Raw genomic sequence first — 19,357 nt, 5'->3', positions numbered from 1 at the left:
TAATTCACACCTAATCTACCTGTTTCATTCTCTCTGATTGGTCATAGGATATTAATGCATCGATGATTTCGTCTAAGTTTCCTTCTAAAACATGATCTAGTTTATGCAAGGTAAGGTTAATTCTATGATCACTTACCCTACCCTGTGGGAAGTTGTAAGTACGTATTCTTTCACTTCTGTCTCCCGATCCTACCTGACTTTTACGCTCTCCAGCTACTTCCGCATTTTTTTCTTGTTCAATTACTTCCTTTAATCTAGCACGTAAAACCCTTAAGGCTTTTGCTTTATTTTTATGCTGTGATTTTTCGTCCTGACATGTAACTACTAAATTAGTGGGTAAATGTGTTATTCTCACCGCAGATTGAGTCGTGTTAACCGACTGTCCACCTGGTCCACTAGAGCAATATACATCTATCTTCAAATCATTTTGTTCAATATCAACTTCGACATCTTCAGCTTCTGGTAATACTGCTACAGTTGCTGCAGAAGTATGTATTCTTCCACCAGATTCAGTTGATGGAACCCTTTGTACACGATGTACTCCTGATTCATATTTAAGTTTGCTATAAGCACCATTACCTTCTACAACAAAAACAAGTTCCTTTATTCCCCCAATATCAGTGTAGTGTGACTCAAGTATCTCTGTTTTCCATCCCTGTAACTCTGCGTATTTGGAATACATTCTAAATAAATCGGCACCGAATAACGCAGCTTCGTCTCCACCTGTCCCTGCTCGAATTTCCATGATAACATTTTTATCGTCATTAGGATCTTTGGGTAATAATAAAATTTTAAGTTCATTTTCTAGTTCAGGAATCGACTTTTCAAGATCAGTAATCTCCTCAGTTAACATTTCCTTAAACTCAGCATCAGACTCTTCTTTAAGCATTTGTTTTGCTTCTTCTAGTTGTTCTAAAGCTGTTCTATACTCTCTATATCTAGTCACAATTGGACTAAGGTCCGCATGAGCTTTGGCATATTTTTGAAATTTGGATTGGTCTGATATCACTTCTGGTTGACTTAAAAGCTCGGTCAATTCTTCATACCGTTCTTCAAGACTTTCTAGTTTTTGAAGCATTAAAAAATTCCTCCTTGAAACACTAATTAATCAGCTCCTGTAAGACCGAGATTTTTTAATATTTAAGTAATAACATATAATTTACCACGAAATTATAATCCATTTTTTAATGGATACTTTAGTTAGGTTTTTTACATGCTCTTTATCTATTTCATTTATTAAGAATTTAAAATTGATTCCACTGCAAAAAGCTAAACTTAGACTATGGAATCGGTTGAGCAAACATGTTTATCACGCCACTCATCGGTCTTTACCTTCATTTTAGCTTAGCGCTTATTATCTATAATGATTTTTTATTTATACTTAGCTGTGATCTATGCACCACGCCTTGCTACTTAAGGACTTAGATAAACATGTTTGCTCAGCCTTAAGCTTGTTTGTAGTTACTTTTTGCAGCAGAATCAAAATTAAATAATAAGTAAAATAGCAGAGACTTTTGCTCTGCTATAAACTATTTTAAACCGTACTTTTTCTTGAATTTATCAACTCTTCCAGTAGTATCAACTAATCTTTGCTTATTTCCGGTATAAAAAGGATGGCATTGTGAGCAAATTTCAACTCTGATGTTTTCTTTAGTTGAACCTGTTTCAAACTCATTGCCACATGCACATCTAGCAGTAGTTTTAATATACTTTGGATGTGTTTTGGCTTTCACTTATCTCACCTCTTTTCAGGTAATTGTTTATTTATATATAAATAATAACTAGATAAATAAACCGCAAAAAAATTATATCAATAATCCCATTAAAATACAAGGAGTCATAAATAATCTGCGATTATTAATTTTCAATTATGAATTTTTAATTCTTAATTGAATTGGGAAATTTCGTTTCCCTTTTTATAAAATGAAAGCCGTTGGCTTTCATTAACAATAATCAAGAATTTAAAATTAAAAAGCAGTATTGCTTTTTTTGTTTTACTGTATTAATATAGATATTACAGTTAGTGCAGTAGGAGGGGTGTGTATTTTGATATGGCTAAAGCTCGATTTTCATTCAGGGGAACCAGTATATCAGCAAATTGTAAGTGGTTATAAAAGCCGTATTCTTGCTGGATTACTAAAAAAAGATGAAATGGTTCCTTCTATTCGGGAACTTGCAAAGGAATTAAAGGTAAATCCAAATACAGTTGCCAGAGCTTATCGAGAGTTAGAGGTAGAAGGGTTCATATACTCACGCCCTGGTGTTGGAAATTTTATAAAAATGCCTGACAAAGATGAACTCAAGCAAAGAGTTAAAGAAGAAGTTAAGTTTGATTTAGAAGAAACAATGACAAAAGCAAAAAATTATAATTTAAGCAAAAATGAAATAATAATACTAATTGATGAAACCCTTAATACTATATATGGAGGTGAATAACAGTGACTGCAATTAAAGTTACTAACTTAACTAAAGCCTACAATAAATCTAAATTTGACCTCTCAATCAACAATTTAGTTATTAATGAAGGAAGTATCTTTAGTTTATTAGGGCCAAATGGAGCTGGTAAAACTACTTTTTTAAAGATTTTATTAAACCTAATAAAAGATTACAAAGGTAATGTTAATGTTTATAACTATGATGCAAATGACAGAAATAATTTAAATAGTTTAATTAGTTATATGCCAGAAAATAAGAACCTTTATGAAAACATGTCTATTGCTCAGATGATTCATTTTGCTAAAAATGTAGTTCCAAATTTCGATATAAAAAAAGCACATGAGTTATTTACTCTTTTTCCATTAAAAACAACACAAAAAATATCTACTCTTTCCTATGGAGAGAAAACACAGCTATACACAATAATTACCTTTGCTAAGCCAGCTAAGCTTTTTATACTTGATGAACCTACTAGAGGACTTGATCCAGTTATGCAAGAGCGGTTGCTTAGTGTTGTAAGAGATGAAAGTACAGAGGGTAAAACTATTGTTTTTTCTTCACATCAAATATCTGAAGTAGAAGAGATTTCTGATTCTACTGCTATTATAAAAAACGGAAGTATTATATTAAATGGCAATGTAGATGACCTTAAAGAACAGCTATCACTAATAGTATTAAATAATGACGATTTAGATTTACTCAAAAGCACCTCAATAAAAATTGCATCTATTCGTACTCAAGAACATAATAATTATATTTTATTAAAAGGGAGCAAAAAAGAACTAACAACGCTCCAGAATGTTTTACCTAGATCAGAGTTAGTAAAACCAAACCTAAAAGACATCTTTCTAAACTCTGTTGAAGGAAGGAGGGTAAACTAGTGAACCTCTTTTTTAAAGAAGCTTGGGATTTAAAATATCGTTTTCTTTTTTTGATAGCTTTATTAATTGGATTAGGTTATTTTATTTTAGCTCACTATGATTACTTTTTACGATTTGTAGATATAACCCAGATAGAGGCAGCTTTAAGACATTCTATTTTAGTTAGATACTTGCCACCCGAATTATTAATTGAGCAAATTCAACAGCTTATGAAGAGTATTGATTTATATGTATGGTCACAATGGTTCGGCAAAAATTTCTATCAAATAATTCTTCTAGGAATAATATTATTAGGATTTTCAACATTTGCACGTGAAAATGAAAATGATACAAATAGTTTTTTACTGTCTAATTTGACTCGTGGTAATGTCTTTCTTACCAAAATCTCTGTTGGTATAAGCATGCTCATAGTTTTAATTTTAATCGGGTGTAGTCTTCCTGCTATATTGGCTCCATATTATGAATATAGTTTTAGCTGGGCATTAGTTTTAAAGTATTCTTTACAAATGACTATTGTATCTATATTCCTATATGGGTTAGTTATATTGTTATCAATTATTTCAAAAGATGTGATTTGGCCAATAATTGGCTCAATTATATTTTTTATACTGCTTTCTGTACCTGGTAGGATTGAAGCCTTACAACAACTACATGTTTATAGCTATATGGTAGGCACTAATATATTTTTCTTAAATACAATTGCAATAGCACCTATGATAGTAATAGCAATTCTTACTGTGATGCTATTTTATTTAAACTTGTATATTTATTCTAAAAAAAATTTTTAAGAGGGGGAATTTAAATGTTAGTAACCACTACTGATGAATTAAAAGGGTATAAGGTAACTGAAGTATATGGAATTGTCAAAGGAAGCTCTATTAGGGCAAAGCATTTAGGAAGAGATATAGCTGCAACTTTAAAAGGATTCGTAGGTGGAGAATTAAAAGGTTATAGTGAAATGCTTGATGAAGCTAGAGAGGAAGCTAAAAACCGTATGATTGAGCAAGCAGATAGAAAAGGAGCAAATGCCATAATAGCAGTACGTTTTGTCAGTTCACAAGTAATGAGCGGAGCAGCAGAAGTACTAGTTTATGGAACTGCAGTACACATAACTAAAGAATAAGCCTAGTGGCTTATTCTTTATAATTATAATTTTTCAATTTGATATCACTGCCAAAATAGGCTTTCTTTTTTTTAAAATAAGGGAAACAAAGTTTCTCAACCTTTAGTTAATAACGATATTTAAAGAAAAGCTGTTCAAAAAAGCTGTCATATGGTGTGAAAAACTCGTCCTCACCTTCTGAGGTTGTAATTTTTTCATCAAAAACAAACATTTTAGCATCTAAGTTATCCATCATGTGAAGCAAGAAAGCTTCGGGAAATAGTGGCACTACAGGGGAGCCATATTCTAATACTCCATGATGGCTTAAAATCATATGTTTTATCATCCATTCTAGTTTTTGAGGAAATTCTATGCCTTCTGCTCTCATTTCATTAATTGTTTTTGTTATAAGTTCATTCCCTAGTACTATATGACCTATTAATCTACCCTCTACAGTATATTCTGGTACTACTTTAATATTGTACTCGTCAATTTTTCCTATATCATGTAAAATAGCTCCAGCAATTAGTAGATCTCGGTTTAACATCGGATATGTTTCACAAGTTTTTAAGCATAGCTCACATACTGTAACAGTATGTTCAAGCAAGCCTCCTGAATAGTTGTGATGTATCTTTTTTGCCGCAGGAGCTTTAATAAATTCCTCGGTTAATTCAGTAGTAAATATTCTCTTAATAAGATTTGTTATATGGTCATCTTTTATAGAGTCTATCATAGTGTTTAATTTATATACTAAGTCATCAATAGAAATATTAGGCGCTTTTAGGTATTCAAGGGGATCTTCATCAGTTAATACTTTCATTTTCCTAGCAGTAACTTGCACTCTATTAGCATATACCCCCACATCTCCTAATAACCCAATAACAGCACCTACTTCTAAAGCCCCTGAAATCGCACAATTTTCCCATACTACAACATTTATTTCTCCACTTGAATCACCTATTTTTAGATTAAACATGTTTTTGCCATCTTTAGTTTTTCTCTGAACTTTCTCCAATATCAAATACTTTCCCCATATTTGTGTACCCTGAGACTTTTCACGTAGTTCTTGTATTATATATGGTCCTTTCTTGTCCAAACCTACAACTCCTTTTACAAAAATCACCTTAGTTACCTGACTGGATGTGAATATGACCCTATTTTAACATCAGGCATTTCTTTTTTTAATATATTAATAAAATTATCTATTCCTAATATATCAGAATCAGCCGTAAATCTTTGCAATAACTCATTAGCGTCAATATTTAAATTTCTTAGCTGTATCATATCTATTTGGTATCTATTTAAAAACTCTAAAAGAAACTCTATTTCTTCATCTCTGTCTGTAAAACCCGGAAATGTTAGGAGATTAATCGAAACTTTTAAGCCACTATCAAGAGCATATTTAATAGATTCTTCTACATCATAGAAGCTATAGTTTATAGGTTGATGATATATATTATAATGCTTTTCATTAAGGGAGAATACAGTTACTCGTATTGAATCTAATCCAGCATCACTTAACATTTTAATACCTTCGGTATAACCTGCATTAGTATTCATATTTATTGTGCCTTTATTAGTATTTTGGCGTATTATCTTAATTGTTTCAGATAATTTTTTTGCATTTAATGAAGGTTCTCCTTCACAACCTTGTCCAAAGCTTATTATTGCTTCTTGAGCATTTTCTAGATGTTCTAAGCCTATATCAACTACTTCCTCAACTTCAGGTATAAAATCAATCCTGTTTTGTGGAGAGGTCGAGCTAGTATGACTTTCAGAAATACAGCCTATACAATTTGCATTACAAGAGGTCATTGTAGGAATTCCACCTTCCCACCTTTGATAGAAAATATTTTGTGCTGTAAAACAACTATATTCTAAGGAACACCTAGCTAATTGTCTTAAAATACGGTTATTTGGAAACTTTTTTAGTTTTTTTGAAATCTTTGCAGGTAACCCATCTGTATTGTAATATACAGGATGCCACTTGCGATGCTCATCAGTTTTTACTGCTGCCACATAAATATTATCGTTTTTAAATCCTACTGCAGAATATCCAAATAAGGGTAAACGATTATTTTTATTAGGACTTACACAGGCCGGCAATAAAGTCCTAGTAAACCCCTGTGGTAAGAGCGCTGCTACCGCTGTTATTTTTTCTTGAGGATTTTCTGGGTTTATATCATAGTAACTAATTTCATCATTAACAAGCCCAATTGGAATAAAGCTAGGTATAGCAACTATCGAAGCCCCTTTAGGAAGAGGTATCATTTCTTCTTTTTCGGGTTCAACCCAACTTGTTCCTGTTTGACCTAGCATTTTAAATTTTTTATTTTCATAAAGTTCTCCTCGCATATTAGCAAATAAACTACAGTACATCATCAATACCTTCCTTTTTTAGATAAGTATAGATTAACGGATTTTTGTCCATAAAAAAAGTCCCTTAGAAGGGACTTTTTTTCTTTTAGTATCGCAAATAGTTTAATGGGTCATAAGTATTCCCGTTCTTTCTTACTTCAAAGTGCACATGCGGACCTGTTGTTCTTCCTGTTACTCCAACCTCAGCAATAATATCACCCTGACCTACTTGTTGGCCATTTTGCACATGAAAAGTACTCGCATGAGCATATAAAGTACTTCTACCATTTGGATGATCTATAATTACTGTATTCCCATAAAGAGATTTATAGCCTACAAACGATACTGTCCCACTAGTAGCAGCTCTAATAGGGTCTCCTATGTTTCCGGCAATATCTAGCCCATGATGAAACCCTGAATTTCTCCAACCATACGGGGAAGTTATAGTTCCCACGAGTGGCCATCCCATTCCACTAGAAGCCGTAGTTACACCTCTTGATGTTGAAGCAGTAGCAACAGAATTGTTATTAGTACTTGCAAGCTTATAAGAGCTATCAGGAATTATCAGTCTATCTCCCACTCTTAGTCTTGTAGGAGATTTATCAGTATTAGCCTGTAAAATTTTATCTACTCTTACACCATATCTATCTGCTATCTCCCACATAGTTTCTCCTTTTCCTACAACATGAACCCGAGACCTACTGTAAGGTATTTCTATTCTCTGACCAATAGTAAGTACGGTACTTTCATCCATATTATTTATCAGCATTATTTCATCTAAACTAACATTATAAGTAGATGCTATGCTCCATAAAGTATCTCCACTTTCTACTTTGTACATTTTAATGCCACTATCTGTAGAAGTAGCTTTTGTATCAGAATAAGGAGTAAACCCACCTTCTATAAGTCTAGCACCTGCTGGATTTACAATTAAACTAAAAATAAAGGTGCATATTATAATGGCAGTTAACCACCTTTTCATCACCTTATTTTCACCTCGTTTCTTTATTAAAAAAAATATAGGGCTTATTGCCCTATATTATTAACATTATTTGAGGTTTTTATTCAATTATTCTATTGATATGCATTTTTTGCATATTCTTTTTTGCCAAATACTATCGGAGCAGCCCTCAGTAAATCATCATTTGATTTAGTTTTTTTCATTGTATCCATCATAATTTGCATAGTTTCTACACTATTATACTCACTAAATGCATTCCTTAAGTTCAACATAAGGTCCATTTCTTCATCTGTAAAAAGAAGTTCCTCTTTGCGAGTTCCAGATCTCTTGAGATCTATAGCTGGGAAAATACGACGTTCAGATAACTTTCTATCTAACACTAGCTCCATATTTCCTGTTCCTTTAAATTCTTCAAAAATAACCTCATCCATTCTTGAACCCGTTTCCACTAAAGCTGTAGCAATTATGGTTAGACTTCCACCTTCTTCTATATTTCTAGCTGCTCCAAAAAATCTTTTAGGTTTATTCAACGAGGCTGGATCTAGACCACCTGATAAGGTTCTTCCACTTGGAGGGATAACTAAATTATGCGCTCTACCTAGACGTGTTATACTATCCATTAAAATGACCACATCTTTTTTATGTTCAACTAGCCTTTTGGCTCTTTCTAGTACCATATCAGTTACTTTAACATGATTTTCTGGTGGTTCATCGAATGCAGAAGAAACTACTTCACATTGTGTTGACCGCTGCATATCTGTAACTTCTTCAGGCCTTTCATCAACTAGTAAAATTATAACTTCAACATCGGGATGGTTTTTTGTTATGCCTTGGGCTATTTTTTGTAATAGCATAGTTTTACCAGCTTTAGGGGGAGCAACTATTAAACCACGCTGTCCCCTACCTATAGGAGAAACTAAATCAATCATTCGAGTAGACAATTCTTTAGATTCTGTTTCTAATTTAAGCTTCTCAGTTGGATACAAAGGAGTGAGACTATCAAAATAAATCCTTTTTACTGAATCTTCAGGGGGAAAGTTGTTTACAGATTGTACCTTTAACATAGCAAAAAAACGCTCATTATCTTTTGGTGATCTAACCTGTCCACTTACCCTGTCACCAGTTCGTAAGTCAAATTTCCTAATCTGTGACGGAGATACATAAATATCATCCTTGCTAGGCAAATATGCAAAAGGCCTTAAAAACCCATAGCCATCAGGCATTATTTCTAATACCCCTTGGGCAGTAAGTAATTGATCAGAATGGGTTACCGCTTTGGTAATTTCGAAAACCAGTTCCTTTTTGCGTAAACGTGAGTATCCTGATAGGTTTAACTCCCTAGCGATTTGATAAAGTTCTAACATTGTTTTATTATCTAGTTCAGAGATATTCATTTTTTCCTCCTCTCTTTTTTACACCTTTAATTTGTTGCAAAAAGCGAACCCATGTATGATTACATAATATAAGTCAAATGTACACCTGTAAGTTTTTATGTAGCTTACAGGCATTATAGACTTACCCACTATTTTTGCAAAGCTTTAAGTTTACACTCTAAATTAGCTATTTTATCGGCCAGTTTTGACTGCAAAAAATCTATAATCTAAAAACATCATAAGCAAAACCTGGTAAGTGAAATGAGTTAGCGAAAGTTTATTTATCCTTCTATGAGGAAGTATTGCTTTTAGCAGCAAAACTAAACCTAATCTTAAATTTTTTTAGATTTGACCTTGTATTTTGATGGCTAAGGTAGGCTCCTTAACAGGATTAACAAAATAAAATTATACTTTAATCCATTTTTAACTTAATACGGTTATCCTTAAACAATGGTTTTCTATTAAGATCATGATTAGCCTGTATGTGTCTAATTGTACCTGATGTGCTTCTCATAACAATAGTTTCAGTTATTGCCCTTCTTTTTGAGTATCTTACCCCTTTCAATAAAAAAGAATCTGTAATTCCAGTTGCTACAAAAATAGCATCATCTGATTTTACTAGTTCGTCTATGGTAAAGATTTTATTAATATCACTAATCCCCATCTCTTTACATCTTTGTTTTTCTTCATCATTTTCGGGTCTTAGCTTTGCTTGAAAATCTCCACCCATACACTTTAATGCAGCTGCAGTAATTACACCTTCAGGTGCTCCACCTATACCCATTAGTATATCAACCTCTGTATTGCCATAACCAGCAGCAACTGCTGGTGATATATCCCCATCACTTATTAACCTTATTCTTGCTCCTGCACTTCTAATCTCTTCAATTATTGTTTCATGACGAGGACGATCTAAAATAACTACGGTAACTTCACTCACTGATTTGTCTAAGGCTTTAGCTACTTCTTGAATATTTTCCTTAACAGGTGCTTCAAGAGATATACGTCCCTTCGCTTCGGGACCTACAGCTATTTTATTCATATACATATCAGGAGCATGAAGCAAAGATCCTTGTGGAGCAACTGCTAATACAGCTATAGCATTGGGCATTCCTTTAGCAACAATTGTTGTACCTTCTAATGGATCAACTGCAATATCTACAGCAGGAGGTACACCTAACCCAACTTTTTCTCCTATAAAAAGCATAGGAGCTTCATCCATTTCTCCTTCCCCTATTACTACTGTACCATCTACCGATACTGTATCAAACATAACCCTCATAGCTGTAACAGCAGCTTCATCGGCTGAATCTTTGTTTCCTTTACCGACCCAACGAGCAGCAGCAAGGGCAGCAGCTTCAGTTACCCTTGCAAACTCTAAAGCTAATTCTCTTTCCATACAAAACCCTCCGTATTTTAACTAAAATGCCTGTTTCCAGTCACTTAAAAATTTCTCTATTCCTAAATCCGTAAGAGGATGCGATATCATTTGTTTGATAATTTTATAAGGTATGGTAGCAATATGCGAGCCTAGTTTAGCAGATTCTACGACATGCATAGGATGCCTTATACTAGCCGAAATAACTTCTGTTTCAATCATATATTGATCAAATACTATCATTATATCATCTAATACGTTTAAACCACTATTTCCATGGTCATCTATTCTCCCCAAAAAAGGACTAACAAAACTTGCTCCTGCTCTAGCAGCTAACAAAGCTTGGTTAGCTGAAAAAACTAAAGTTGCATTAGTTTGTATTTCCAATTCGTTTAAGGTTTTAATAGCTTTTAATCCCTCTTGTGTCATGGGAATTTTTATTACAACATTAGAGTGAATAGCTGCTAACTTTTTAGCTTCTTCAACCATTTCATTATAATTTAAGCTTATTACCTCTGCACTAATAGGTCCATCAACAATTTCACATATCTCTTTTATAACTTGAGAATAATCTCTTTTTTCCTTTGCTACTAAGCTAGGATTAGTTGTTACACCTTCTAGAAATCCCATTTGATTAATTTCATTTATCTCTTCTATATTAGCAGAATCAATAAAAATTCTCAAAAAATCAAACCTCCATTTATGCTTTATTTGAGCTACCAAAAACCCTCATTTTTTCTCGTATAAGTTCAACAGTCGCTTCCTTTGCGGGACCTAAAATTTTGCGGGGATCAATTTCCGAAGTTTTTTCACTAACAACTTTTTTCATTTCATTAACAAATACTTCTCTAATATTAGTATCTATATTAACCTTACATATCCCTAATTTTATAGATTTTTGGATTGCTTCATCTGGAACCCCTGAAGAACCGTGCAATACTATGGGTATTTTTATTAAGTTTTTAATTTTTTCTAGTCTCTCAAAATCAAGCTTTGGCTCACCTTTATATTGTCCGTGTGCAGTTCCTATAGCAATTGCAAGACTTTCTATACCTGTCTTTTCTACAAAGTATTTTGCTTCATTTGGGTCAGTAAATGTTGCATCTTTATCGGCTACATGTACATCATCCTCTGTTCCACCTATCTTCCCCAATTCTGCTTCAACTGATACATTGATTGGTCTTGCTATTTCAAGAACCTTGTTGGTCATAGCTATGTTTTCCTCCAATGGTAATTTTGAACCATCATACATTACTGAACTAAATCCACTTCTAATGCATTTTATAACTTGTTCAAAATCAGTGCCATGGTCTAAGTGTAATGCTACAGGAATATTAGCTGCTTTAGCTGCTATAGTAACCATACCAGTAATATATTCTAAACCAGCATATTTTATTGCACCTTGACTTGCTTGCATTATAACTGGGGAATTCTCTTGTTCTGCAGCCTCTACTATCGCCTGTACAATTTCCATATTATTTGCATTAAATGCTCCTACAGCGTATCCTTCTTTGTCAGCTTTAAATAAAAGATCGTTTACAGGTACTAGTGCCATATCCATCACCTCTTATCTTTTTTTCCATATAATTTATATATAAAATATAAAGCAAATATCTCATTTTTTTAAAAATTAATTACTGATTCCACTGCAAAAAGCTAAACTTAGAGTATGGAATCGGCTGAGCAAACATGTTTATCACGCCGCTCATCGGTCTTTATCTTCATTTTTGCTTAGCACTTATTATCTAAAGTAAAATTTATTTATACTTAGCCGTGATCTATGCACCACGCCTTGCTATTCGGGACTTAGAAAAACATGTTTGCTCAGCCTTTTGTTTGTAGTTACTTTTTGCAGCAGAATCATTACTTTGTTCATCACTTCCTAAGTTAGTTTTTAAGTATTATGAAACTAATAAATTTTCTACCATATCTTTTAATTCCATAATATCAAATGGTTTTGTTATACATTTTTTAACACCTATTTCTAATGCTTCTTTTACTATTTCCATTTCCCCGTATGCAGTCATCATAACTATCAGTTTTTCTTTATCATTTGTTAAAATCTGTTCAGAAGCTTCTAAACCATTCATATTAGGCATTTTCATATCCATTAAAATTAAATCTGGATTACTTTCAATATTTTTTTTAATTGCTTCTAAACCATCAACGGCAGCTATAACAGAAAATCCTTCTTTTCTAAAAAGTTCTTCTAAAAGCCTTCTTACCCCTTTTTGGTCATCTACAATCAAAATACTCTTGCTCATATGTACCTCCTCAGGAGCTTTTTACAATTATTTCTACAGGTACTATAATTTATCCTTCTTAAAATGGATTAATTCCTGTTAATGGTAACACTGAAAATAACACTACTAATATAACAACTAATAGTAAAATCATCACTAACACTGGTAGTAAGAAGATAAATACAGCTTGATAGGTATATAATCCTAGTGATTCCCTAACAGCTAATACCTGCAATATAAGTACCCAAATAGATACCGCTAGTGAAAGTATAGCACCCAACCAGTTTATTCCGGCTAAAACACCTGCATAATATAAAGCTGGACCCAAAACACCAGGTACATGAGCAAAACTTAATGAAGCTAATAATCCTCTTCCATTTTGTTGAGAATATATAACATCTCCTAATAATGAATATAATCCGGCTTGAACAAACAATAATACCACCGCAATTATAATTGCAAATAAACTAAAAATCCAAACAAAATCTTGAATAGCTGCTAGTTGATGAACATTATTATTCCCAACCACACTATCAATACTCTGATTTACCACAGCATTAAAAATAATTACCACTAAAAATACAATTAATGCTTGTGAAACAGGTTTTTCCTCACTAATTATTTTAAGCGTTTTTGCTGGTTCAAAAATTATTCCATACAATCTATCAGTTAAAGACAATGCTCAACCTCCTAATTTTAAATTCTTAGTTCGGGAAAATTGTTGTCATCAAATATGTCTAATAGTTTAGACATTGTAAAAAACCTACCCCAAAAATCTTGTTCTGTTAAAACTTCAACCATTGGGTCAGGTTCAATTTCGGCTAATTCGCGTGCAACCTCTATAGCATCATAATAATTACCCAAACTATCAACCAACCCATACTCATGAGCTTGCCTTCCTGTAAATATCCTACCATCAGCAATTGCTAAAAGCTCATCTTCTTCAATGTGACCTTCTCTACCTTGTTTTACGTGTTCTAAGAATTGATCATAAGTATCATCAATCATTCCTTGTATAAGTTCTCTTTCTGGACTTGTCATTTCTCTTGTTGGTGAACCCATATCCTTAAACTCTCCGCTTTTAAATACTTCGCTTTCAATGCCTAGCATCTCAAATAATCCTTCCATATTTGTAACTTCCATAATTACACCTATACTTCCTGTAATAGTAGTACCATTAGCTACTATATGGTCCGTACTTGATGCTAACCAATACCCTCCAGAAGCACAAACATCACCCATTGATGTTATAACTGGCTTTCCGCTATCTCTTAGTTTATCAAGCTCAATCCCTATTTCTTGAGAAGCTCCTGCTGTACCACCTGGACTATTTATGCGTAATACAACAGCCTTAACATCATCTCGAGTCTTAGCTTGCCTAATAGCAGATGATATACTTCTTACTGTACTAGGTTGAGTACCAATTAGACTACCCACGTTGCTACCAGTTATCATGCCCTCAATTTCTATAACTGCAATAGTATCTCCCGTACCAGTTTGAGCTGTTTGAGTTCTATCCCCAAAAACAGCTAAAGCCCCCATCAATACTAAAAATACTATTACAACACCCACAACTAAGTTCTTTTTCAAGATATCGCTCCTTTCTTAAAACGGCTTTTTCTATCATTAATTATTATTCGTTGAATCTGAGACGATGCTATAGTTTTTCTTATTGGAACCTCCACTATGTTCCCTAATTTAACTTCGTGGTTAATCGGTATTTCAATTAATGCCATTTGCATAAAAACTTTCCCACGTATAGGGTATGTACATCCATTAATTTTTGCATAAAGACAAACAGGCCAAAAATGAAAATACCGTAGAATTTGTTTAATAGTACCTTTTAAAATATCGAAAATACTCATAGGCTTATTAACTACATCCACTGCAAGTCCGTCATTAAATCCTACTGGAATAACTGCAATTTTGGCATTTTTAGTTAATTTATATGACCTAAAGTAACCAATCGTTTTTCCACGCTCAAGCTGTTTAATTGCTATAACTTTTGTTTTAAATACATAAGGATCAACTAATTCTATGCTGTTATCTTTCACCCCGACTGGTAATTGCCCTGAAATTAATGTACCTATCCTTACAGCATCAAGCCACATCTCTTCATAATTTAAAAAAACAGCACTATTAGCACAATGCTTAAGATTAAAGGTAAGGTTTTCCTCTACTTCTAATTTTCTTATAGCTTCTGTAAATTGTCTATACTGCTTTTTGGTATATGAGGATTTTTTCAACCCACCTTCTGCCATATGGGTATATATTCCTTCTATATGTATATTGCTATTTTCCTTTAATGTATCGCAAATTTCTTTAGTTTCTTTTAATGAAAATCCAAAACGTCCTAGTCCTGTATCTAATTTTATGTGCACTTTCACTAAATTATCATACATTACTAATTTAGATATCATTTGAGCATCCCATAATGATGTTATACTTAATGTTAACTTGTGTTTAATAGCTTCCTTTATATTTTGTTTATCAATAAGTGGACTAAAAATTAGAATGTCTCCTTTTATATTTGCTTTTCTAAGCTCCAAAGCTTCATCTAAGTAAGTTACAGCAAAAAAATCTACTCCGTTTTCACTTAAAATTTGGGCTGTTTCAACTAGTCCATGTCCATAGGCATTAGCTTTTACTACAGCTATTAATTTTGCTTTATTTGCAAGACGAAATCTAATTTGCTCTAAATTGTTTTTTATAGCATCAGAATCTATTTCTATCCATTTGTTAGATAACATATGGCTATCTAATTCCTCCTAGTTATTTTTAAGTATAGAGGTAGTACATTTCTCCAAAGAAAATAAAAAAACGGAGAATAAACCCTGTCCCATTCACCAACAAACTCAACTAGGTCGCCATTAAAGCCCTTTTTAAACCTATATAAACCATAAAGAGGATTACTCTCATCTAAATCTCCTGACACCCCTCGAAAATCATAAATTGAACAGCCTTGTTCTTTTGCCCACCTTATCATTTCCCACTGAATCAAATAGTTTGGCATAACATTACGATATTCATTACTAGATGCACCATATAAATACCAAACTTTATTTCCCAATATTAAAGCTAATGAGGCTGAGATTGTCGTACCTTCATATTCAGCAAAAAATATTTTCGCATAGTTATTTTCTATCATTTGATCCCAAATTATTTCAAAATATTCATAGCCTCTTATAAGAAACTTATCTCTTTTTGCAGTTTCTTCTAAAATAGAATAAAAAACCAGAAGGTCTTCTTTACTCTCAGCTTCTTTTATCTTTACCCCTCTTTTTTTAGCTAGTCTAATATTATAGCGTGTCTTAGAATGCATATTTTTAAGTAAATTTTCTTCTGACGGAGTAATATCAAGCCTAAAAACATAATTGGGTTGCACCCCTTCAAAATCTAATCCCGTCTCATTTTTTTTAAACGCTCTATTCATTAATATCTGTTGAAAACGACCATTTGAACTTTCTACATCTGGATCTATCTTTAAAAAAATTGCACCATGATCATCTGCCACCCTTTTAGCGCCATCAAATAAAATTTTACATAATTCTTCATTATCTATATCAACAACTGGCCCTCTAGGGGAATAAAAAATTGACCTGGCAATACCAGGAATAGGTAAATCTCTTTTTAAAATAAGTAATGCACCTCTAATTTGCTCATCTTCCTCTAAAACTAATGGTAATGGAGTCCAGCCCATAGCTTTTTTTACTTGTCCCCATTCATAAGTTTGTAGAAAGTGTCCTTTAGGATGGCTATGTATAAATTCATTAAACCTTACTCTTTCTTTTTCATCTATAATTCGTGTATTAAACATAGATTTCTCCCTTATATTTTTCTTATATAGTCTCACCAGTTTATAAAAAAATATCCAATTACCAGTATTGGTTGTTTTTGGTAATTGGATGTTAAAATTTTGATATATTTTTATATGGAGCTCTAAGTTAATTAGAGTGGTTATATTAGAAGTGATTATATACAAGACCTATTTACACAGCTTAGAAAAATACAAAGAGGATACTGCTTACAAATTAAGCATATATCCTCTTACAATATAGCCTATTTAATTTTATGCTAACCTCTTTTTTCAACTGCTGCTTTTATAAAGCCTAAGAACAATGGATGTGGTCTATTAGGTCTTGATTTATACTCAGGATGAAATTGACAGCCAACAAACCATGGATGTTCCGGCAATTCCACTATTTCGACCAAATCTCTTTTTGGATTAATTCCACTAATTTTTAAGCCTTTTTCAGTCAAAATATCTTTATAGTCATTATTAATTTCATATCTATGTCTATGTCTCTCTACTACTTCCTGTTCTTGGTAAATGTCATAAGTATAGGTATCAGGAACTAATCTACATGTATATCCCCCTAATCTCATAGTCCCTCCCTTTTTTTCTACCTTCTCCTGCTCTGGCATAAGATATATAACTGGATATGGTGTATCAGGATCAAATTCACAACTATTTGCACCCTGAAGTTTACATTTATTTCTAGCAAATTCAATAATAGCACATTGCAAACCTAAGCATATGCCAAAAAATGGCATATTGTTCTCTCTAGCATATCTTGCGGTTTCTATTTTTCCCTCAATACCTCGCTCTCCAAAGCCTCCGGGAACTAATATCCCGTCAATATCATCTAATAATTTGTCTGGACCTTCTCGTTCTATATCCTCAGCATTTATCCACTTTATATTAATATCACTATTATAGTAAAAACCTGCATGGTTTAATGATTCCGCTATACTTAAGTAAGCATCTGGGAGCTCAACATACTTGCCGACAAGAGCTATATTCACCTGTTTGTTAATTTGTTTTATTTTATTTACTAACTCTCTCCATTCATCCATATCTGGTTCATGACATTGGAGTTCTAAGCGTTTTATAACTTCACGATCTAAGCCTTCTTCAGCAAGCATTAAAGGAACTTCATAAATCGAAGCTGCATCCCTTAATTGAATTACAGCTTCTTTGTGAACATCACAAAATAAAGCCAATTTAGCTTTTACATCTTCTGATATATAGTGTTCAGTTCTACAAACCAAAATATCTGGTTGAATACCAATGCTTCTAAGTTCTTTTACACTATGTTGGCTTGGCTTAGTCTTAAGCTCGGCAGCTGTTTTAATGTATGGTACTAACGTTACGTGTATATACATAACTTTATCTCTACCCAAATCTGCTCTAAGCTGACGAATAGCTTCCATAAAAGGTAAAGATTCAATATCTCCAACCGTTCCACCAATTTCGGTTATTATTACATCTGGATTGTACTCTCTTTCGGCCATTAACATTCTTTCTTTTGTTTCATTAGTTATATGAGGTATCACTTGGACTGTTTGCCCTAAATAATCGCCCCTACGTTCCTTGTCAAGAACTGCTTGATATATTTTGCCTGTAGTAACATTAGAATACCTAGTAAGTTTTACATCAACAAACCGTTCATAATGTCCAACATCTAAATCTGTTTCACCACCATCTTCAGTAACATATACTTCACCATGCTGATATGGACTCATAGTTCCTGGGTCTACGTTTATATAGGGATCAAATTTTTGTAAATATACTTTAAGTCCTCTGCTTTTTAGTAATCTACCTAATGATGCAGCAGTGATTCCTTTCCCCAAAGAAGAAACCACTCCCCCTGTTACAAATATATGCTTAGCCACTAACTAGCCCCTCTCTTTCCCAAAACTAATTGTTACAAACACTTGAAAATCAAAAAAAATTAAATTAAATAATCTAAAACTATAATTTGCATTTCATCACTTATATCATTTTTGCTAACTTCTAGATATGGTTTTTTAATAACTTTGTTGTATTTTTGAATAAATTTTTCTACATAGTCAATATCTAGTTTTAAATGTGGCGTTTTAAAATGCATTGGGATAACTACTTTAGGATTAATAAAATTAACTAATTCATATGCTTCATTAGCATCTATTGTATATGTACCACCTACTGGTATAAGAAGTATATCCACATTACCAATCTGAATTACTTCCTCTTTTGTCAATAGATGTCCTAGATCACCTAAATGCAAAACTTCAATATCTTCAGATGAAATTTTATATATAGTATTGAATCCTCGAGCTTGTCCTTTAACTTTATCATGATATGATTGGAAACCTTGTACTGTAATACTCATATCATCAAATTTAGAAATTCCATCTTTTCTAACAACTATAGGACTACCTTTAACTGCATAATCTGCATTATGGTCCCAATGCTCATGACTTATAGTAACTAAGTCAGACTCTAAACCATATACTGGATAACCTAATCTTTCATCAAAAGGATCAGTAGTTATTCTCTTTCCATTAGTTTGTATATAAAAAGATGCATGTCCTAACCATTCAATTTTCATTCTTTTATATTAACACTCCTATCTCACTTTATTATTATCATAGTACCAATAACCTTCACCTTGATAAACTAATCTATTATCAAGATTTAGTCTTGTATGAATTGATGTTAAGGTAAAGTCATCGACTTTACGCTCCATTTTTTTAGTTATTTCTAAAATCAAATCTCTATAAAACATGGCTTCTTTTTTCTCTCTAAGTATCTCAACTGCCCAATCTGCTTCACTTTTTTTGCTTATAATCATTCTAATCC

Annotated in this window: 21 protein-coding genes; 4 read left to right on the top strand and 17 right to left on the bottom strand. The window is 32.8% G+C overall.

Translation table 11 applies throughout. The features are described from left to right. Positions 1 to 10 precede the first annotated feature (10 nt). Together prfA and rpmE are read right to left on the bottom strand one after the other, a co-directional pair. The gene (gene prfA / locus SYNTR_RS10535; RefSeq protein WP_156204469.1) at positions 11 to 1,078 is read right to left on the bottom strand and encodes a peptide chain release factor 1; all 1,068 of its coding nucleotides are present in this window, start codon (positions 1,076 to 1,078) and stop codon (positions 11 to 13) included. A 451-nt stretch (positions 1,079 to 1,529) separates the two neighbouring features. Then, positions 1,530 to 1,733 carry a 50S ribosomal protein L31 gene (gene rpmE / locus SYNTR_RS10530; RefSeq protein WP_156204468.1) on the bottom strand — a complete coding sequence of 68 codons (204 nt, stop codon included), beginning with the start codon at positions 1,731 to 1,733 and terminating at the stop codon, positions 1,530 to 1,532. A 313-nt stretch (positions 1,734 to 2,046) separates the two neighbouring features. Here rpmE and SYNTR_RS10525 point away from each other — a divergent pair, with 313 nt between their 5' ends. From SYNTR_RS10525 to SYNTR_RS10510, 4 genes are read left to right on the top strand one after another with little or no spacing between them, the layout of a single operon-like run. Beyond that, the gene (locus tag SYNTR_RS10525; protein WP_197079113.1) at positions 2,047 to 2,436 is read left to right on the top strand and encodes a GntR family transcriptional regulator; all 390 of its coding nucleotides are present in this window, start codon (positions 2,047 to 2,049) and stop codon (positions 2,434 to 2,436) included. A gap of 2 nt (positions 2,437 to 2,438) precedes the next feature. Beyond that, positions 2,439 to 3,317 carry an ABC transporter ATP-binding protein gene (locus tag SYNTR_RS10520; protein WP_197079112.1) on the top strand — a complete coding sequence of 293 codons (879 nt, stop codon included), beginning with the start codon at positions 2,439 to 2,441 and terminating at the stop codon, positions 3,315 to 3,317. Beyond that, the gene (locus SYNTR_RS10515; RefSeq protein WP_156204465.1) at positions 3,317 to 4,105 is read left to right on the top strand and encodes a hypothetical protein; all 789 of its coding nucleotides are present in this window, start codon (positions 3,317 to 3,319) and stop codon (positions 4,103 to 4,105) included. Before SYNTR_RS10520 ends, SYNTR_RS10515 begins: the two co-directional genes overlap by 1 nt. Before the next feature lie 14 nt (positions 4,106 to 4,119). Beyond that, positions 4,120 to 4,440: a YbjQ family protein gene (locus SYNTR_RS10510; protein WP_156204464.1), complete on the top strand. Its 321-nt coding sequence runs from the start codon at positions 4,120 to 4,122 to the stop codon at positions 4,438 to 4,440. 106 nt (positions 4,441 to 4,546) lie between these two features. Here the strand turns inward: SYNTR_RS10510 and SYNTR_RS10505 are convergent, their stop codons facing one another. From SYNTR_RS10505 to SYNTR_RS10435, 15 genes are all read right to left on the bottom strand, one after another. After that, positions 4,547 to 5,515: a 3'-5' exoribonuclease YhaM family protein gene (locus SYNTR_RS10505; RefSeq protein WP_156204463.1), complete on the bottom strand. Its 969-nt coding sequence runs from the start codon at positions 5,513 to 5,515 to the stop codon at positions 4,547 to 4,549. A 32-nt stretch (positions 5,516 to 5,547) separates the two neighbouring features. Further along, positions 5,548 to 6,798 carry a radical SAM family protein gene (locus tag SYNTR_RS10500; RefSeq protein WP_156204769.1) on the bottom strand — a complete coding sequence of 417 codons (1,251 nt, stop codon included), beginning with the start codon at positions 6,796 to 6,798 and terminating at the stop codon, positions 5,548 to 5,550. Positions 6,799 to 6,883: 85 nt separating this feature from the next. Further along, a complete protein-coding gene (locus SYNTR_RS10495) occupies positions 6,884 to 7,759 on the bottom strand; it encodes a peptidoglycan DD-metalloendopeptidase family protein (RefSeq protein WP_156204462.1) in 876 nt (291 codons plus the stop codon). Positions 7,760 to 7,851: 92 nt separating this feature from the next. Further along, the gene (gene rho, locus SYNTR_RS10490) at positions 7,852 to 9,132 is read right to left on the bottom strand and encodes a transcription termination factor Rho (protein ID WP_156204461.1); all 1,281 of its coding nucleotides are present in this window, start codon (positions 9,130 to 9,132) and stop codon (positions 7,852 to 7,854) included. A 391-nt stretch (positions 9,133 to 9,523) separates the two neighbouring features. After that, the gene (gene glpX, locus SYNTR_RS10485) at positions 9,524 to 10,510 is read right to left on the bottom strand and encodes a class II fructose-bisphosphatase (protein ID WP_156204460.1); all 987 of its coding nucleotides are present in this window, start codon (positions 10,508 to 10,510) and stop codon (positions 9,524 to 9,526) included. Between the two features lie 21 nt (positions 10,511 to 10,531). Then, positions 10,532 to 11,173 carry a fructose-6-phosphate aldolase gene (gene fsa / locus SYNTR_RS10480; protein WP_156204459.1) on the bottom strand — a complete coding sequence of 214 codons (642 nt, stop codon included), beginning with the start codon at positions 11,171 to 11,173 and terminating at the stop codon, positions 10,532 to 10,534. 16 nt (positions 11,174 to 11,189) lie between these two features. Further along, a complete protein-coding gene (locus SYNTR_RS10475; protein ID WP_156204458.1) occupies positions 11,190 to 12,044 on the bottom strand; it encodes a class II fructose-1,6-bisphosphate aldolase in 855 nt (284 codons plus the stop codon). Positions 12,045 to 12,390: 346 nt separating this feature from the next. Then, on the bottom strand, positions 12,391 to 12,753 hold the full coding sequence (locus tag SYNTR_RS10470; RefSeq protein WP_156204457.1) for a response regulator: 363 nt from the start codon (positions 12,751 to 12,753) through the stop codon (positions 12,391 to 12,393). A gap of 58 nt (positions 12,754 to 12,811) precedes the next feature. Beyond that, positions 12,812 to 13,411, bottom strand: a complete 600-nt coding sequence (locus tag SYNTR_RS10465; RefSeq protein WP_156204456.1) for a YIP1 family protein — start codon at positions 13,409 to 13,411, stop codon at positions 12,812 to 12,814. A gap of 17 nt (positions 13,412 to 13,428) precedes the next feature. After that, complete coding sequence (sppA, locus tag SYNTR_RS10460) at positions 13,429 to 14,322, bottom strand: signal peptide peptidase SppA (RefSeq protein WP_156204455.1); 894 nt, start codon at positions 14,320 to 14,322, stop codon at positions 13,429 to 13,431. Continuing rightward, positions 14,319 to 15,482, bottom strand: a complete 1,164-nt coding sequence (gene alr / locus SYNTR_RS10455) for an alanine racemase (RefSeq protein WP_156204454.1) — start codon at positions 15,480 to 15,482, stop codon at positions 14,319 to 14,321. The genes sppA and alr overlap by 4 nt, the downstream gene beginning before the upstream one ends. Positions 15,483 to 15,490: 8 nt before the next feature. Further along, the gene (locus SYNTR_RS10450) at positions 15,491 to 16,549 is read right to left on the bottom strand and encodes a lipid II:glycine glycyltransferase FemX (protein ID WP_156204453.1); all 1,059 of its coding nucleotides are present in this window, start codon (positions 16,547 to 16,549) and stop codon (positions 15,491 to 15,493) included. A gap of 257 nt (positions 16,550 to 16,806) precedes the next feature. Beyond that, complete coding sequence (locus SYNTR_RS10445; protein ID WP_156204452.1) at positions 16,807 to 18,408, bottom strand: CTP synthase; 1,602 nt, start codon at positions 18,406 to 18,408, stop codon at positions 16,807 to 16,809. Between the two features lie 59 nt (positions 18,409 to 18,467). After that, positions 18,468 to 19,106 (bottom strand): MBL fold metallo-hydrolase, encoded by a 639-nt coding sequence (locus SYNTR_RS10440; RefSeq protein ID WP_156204451.1) that lies wholly within the window; start codon positions 19,104 to 19,106, stop codon positions 18,468 to 18,470. A gap of 18 nt (positions 19,107 to 19,124) precedes the next feature. After that, positions 19,125 to 19,349 carry a DNA-directed RNA polymerase subunit delta gene (locus SYNTR_RS10435; RefSeq protein ID WP_156204450.1) on the bottom strand — a complete coding sequence of 75 codons (225 nt, stop codon included), beginning with the start codon at positions 19,347 to 19,349 and terminating at the stop codon, positions 19,125 to 19,127. Between the last annotated feature and the right edge of the window lie 8 nt (positions 19,350 to 19,357).

This window comes from Candidatus Syntrophocurvum alkaliphilum (genome assembly GCF_009734445.1).
In the GTDB taxonomy this organism is placed as follows: Bacteria; Bacillota; Syntrophomonadia; order Syntrophomonadales; family Syntrophomonadaceae; genus Syntrophocurvum; species Syntrophocurvum alkaliphilum.
The sequence above is the reverse complement of the archived record's forward strand: the minus strand, read 5'-3'. Positions and strand labels throughout refer to the sequence as shown.